The organism is Aquisalimonas sp., from assembly GCF_007120195.1.
In the GTDB taxonomy this organism is placed as follows: domain Bacteria; phylum Pseudomonadota; class Gammaproteobacteria; order Nitrococcales; family Aquisalimonadaceae; genus Aquisalimonas.
In genome coordinates, this window is the sequence record NZ_SKOG01000170.1 from 1 (window position 1) to 2,825 (window position 2,825).

The 2,825-nt window shown below is 62.0% G+C and carries 4 protein-coding genes and 1 tRNA gene; 2 read left to right on the forward strand and 3 right to left on the reverse strand.

The annotated features are described in order from the left end of the window. A partial coding sequence (locus QZT63_RS12745; protein WP_290651735.1) for a PAS domain S-box protein occupies positions 1-428 on the reverse strand: 428 nt, incomplete at its 3' end. A 378-nt stretch (positions 429-806) separates the two neighbouring features. On the opposite strand from QZT63_RS12745, the gene QZT63_RS12750 reads away from it, so the two are divergent. Then, positions 807-1,052, forward strand: coding sequence for a hypothetical protein (locus tag QZT63_RS12750; protein WP_290651737.1), 246 nt, complete (start codon positions 807-809; stop codon positions 1,050-1,052). Positions 1,053-1,081: 29 nt separating this feature from the next. On the opposite strand, the gene QZT63_RS12755 is transcribed toward QZT63_RS12750, so the two are convergent. Together QZT63_RS12755 and QZT63_RS12760 are read right to left on the reverse strand one after the other, a co-directional pair. Continuing rightward, positions 1,082-1,159, reverse strand: a tRNA-Arg gene (locus QZT63_RS12755). Between the two features lie 163 nt (positions 1,160-1,322). Further along, positions 1,323-2,012 (reverse strand): SDR family oxidoreductase, encoded by a 690-nt coding sequence (locus QZT63_RS12760; protein WP_290651739.1) that lies wholly within the window; start codon positions 2,010-2,012, stop codon positions 1,323-1,325. Positions 2,013-2,309: 297 nt separating this feature from the next. Here QZT63_RS12760 and QZT63_RS12765 point away from each other — a divergent pair, with 297 nt between their 5' ends. Beyond that, entirely contained in the window at positions 2,310-2,678 is a 369-nt protein-coding gene (locus QZT63_RS12765) for a hypothetical protein (RefSeq protein ID WP_290651741.1), read from the forward strand. The last annotated feature ends 147 nt before the right edge of the window (positions 2,679-2,825 follow it).

The following is a 2,825-nucleotide window of genomic DNA, read 5'->3' on the forward strand; positions in this document are numbered from 1 at the left end:
GCCTGGTAGGCCAGGCGGGACGCCATGTGCCTGCGCTCGGTGATGTCCTGCTTGATGGCAATAAAATGGGTAATCGTACCTCGCGCGTCCCGCACCGGGGAGATGGATTGTTCCTCACAATAGAGGCTTCCATTTTTGCGGCGGTTGACGAGTTCTCCGTGCCAAACGTCTCCCGCCAGAATCGTATTCCACAGGTTGCAGTAGAATTCGCGGCCTTGTTCGCCCGACCGAATGAGCTCACCGGGGGTCTTGCCAATCGCTTCGTCGACGCAATAGCCCGTGAGCGCAGAAAAGGCCCGATTCACCCAGCGGATCGTGCCGTCGACGGATGTGATCACGATCGCGTTGGCAGCCGCCTGCAATGCGGCGTCCTGCAGGCGGAACAGCTCCTCCATTTCCTTGCGGTCTGTTGTATCGGTCGGTTCCATGAGACCCCAACGAAATGCTCAATACCGATGAAAATTTGTCCCCGCGAGCGCTAATCCCCGCGGCGCACGCAACTTTGGAGAAGCGCACCTACCAACCTTCCCACGAGCATGGCACGTCTGAGTGTCTGGTAGTCGCGTGCAGCATCTCATCGCAAGCGGGCGAAAAATGTGAGTACCATCCCACTCTCTAGTGTCCTGTAAGCGGACACTAGCGACGGTTCTGAAACAAGGAACAGCGAACCATGCGAGACCTGCCGCCACGCGCATCTCCCGGGCGTGCGCCAACACGAGGCATCGGCGCAGCGATGGTCGCGGCAGTGCTGCGGTGCGCTATGCTAACAGCAGGCGAGGTGCGCCTGTCAGGCAATAGGAGCCATCATGACATCTCAGTTCCGGCCGGGCTTATTCGCAGGGGTGCTCGCGCTCGCGTTCACCCCGACCCTCGCTTGGTCAGCCGATGAAGGGCGCTATCAACTGGAGGTCGGTCCACCCGTGGTTGTCCTGGACACGGAGACCGGGGAGGTCTGGATCGGCGTCAGCCATCCGACGGAGACACTGGTGCTACGGCGCGGTCGCTACCAGGATGAAGATGGCGAATATCACAGCTTCCCACCGGATGACTAGAGTCCTGTAACCGTCGAGATCGACACTGATGGTGCCTTTGGGAGGACTTGAACCTCCAACCGTCGGCTTCGAAGGGCCGATGCTCTATCCAATCGAGCTACAAGGGCAAAGAATCGCGCCTGCAGTGCTGCCCAGGGTGCCAGCCTGGACGCGCACAGTGGCGGTCGACTTGCGAAGGGCGAAGGCACCACCGGGGCTGGGGATCGCCGGTTGAATTGCCGGCGACGGGTCGTCAGCCGGTTGGGCGACCTTCACCCGCCGATCAGCGGATCACTCCAGTGGCGGCGTGGGACGCACGAGAATCTCGTTCACATCCACATGGGGTGGCTGGGAGATGGCGTAGAGAACCGCCCTGGCGATATCTTCCGGCTTCAGGGCATAGGCCGGCGGCTCATCGAAAAACGGTGTGTCCACCATCCCCGGCTCGATCAATGTGACCCGAATGCCTGTGCCGCGCAACTCCTCTCTTACGCCGTAACCGATCGCGCTGACCGCCCATTTCGTCGCACTGTACATGGATCCGGCAATCGTGGCCCGACCAGCCGCCGACCCGGTCAGCAGAAGGTGCCCGCGGGTGCGCTTGAGCGCCTCGATGGTGTGGCGCAGCGTCAGGCCGACACCGTAGATGTTGGTGAGAATCATCTCCCGCCAGATGGCAGTGTCAGCGCCGCTGAAGCCACCGGGGCTGCCGCCCATCCCCGCATTGGCAAATACCGCATCGATGCGGCCAAAATGCTCCAGGGCGCTGGTCACCATGGCCTGTTGACTGGCTGCGTCATTGACGTCGCAATGAACGCCAAGCGCACGGTCTGGGCCGTCCAACGCCTCGGCCAAGCGCGTCACCCGGTCCACCGATCGCGCCGCCAACACGACACGGTACCCCGCCTTGGTCGCCTGGCGTGCCGTCTCGGCACCGATGCCGCTGCTCGCTCCAGTGATGAGGATGACTGCGTCGTTCATGGTTCACCTCCCAACTGTTAGCCCGAACCCGGCATGGGCGTCATTGCGCTGCCACGTCACCACGGCGCGTCCCGCCACCCCATGGTAACCCCAATTGAATGCCCTCTTAAGGTGGCGAGCGTTTGGCCCCATGGACAGCATCTCGATCGTGTGCGGCGTCGCTTACACAGCCTGGTCTGGGGCGTCGCCGGATGAGGATGCCAATGTCGTCGTCTTGTATACTTTTGAGTCTCCATGGCGTTCCTTGGACCGGTTATCGTTGCTGGAACTCAACGGCAAGGCAAGGGGAGAGGCACAATGAAGTATTCGATTTGGCGGTGTTTCCGTCACGCCACTGCTGCTTTGGCGATTGCCGCTATCGCCGGGGCGCTGCCTTCGACTGCAGTCGCGGACAACGACTATCCCACGGAAGCGCGCGTCGATTACGTTCTCGGCTGTATGGCGGCAAACGGCCAGGATTACCTGGTCATGCAGAAGTGCTCGTGCAGCATCGACGTCATCGCTGAACTGATACCCTACGAAGACTATGAGGCCGCCGAAACGGTGCTGCGCATGCGGGAGCGGCGCGGTGAGCTCGGGGTGTTGTTCCGCACCGAAAAGGAGCTTGAGGATCGGATGCAGGAATTCCGCAGAGCGCAGACTGAAGCGGACCTGCAATGCTTCTGAGGAGACGGGCGTCGATAGCGGCGCTCGTCGGTCTCGTGAGCCTGCAGGCGCCCCTTGCTGGGGCGGAGGGTGCAGACATCGTCACGGGTGCGCGCGTGTTTCAGGCGCAGTGCGCCGGCTGCCACGCGATAGAACCTGGCGCCCACC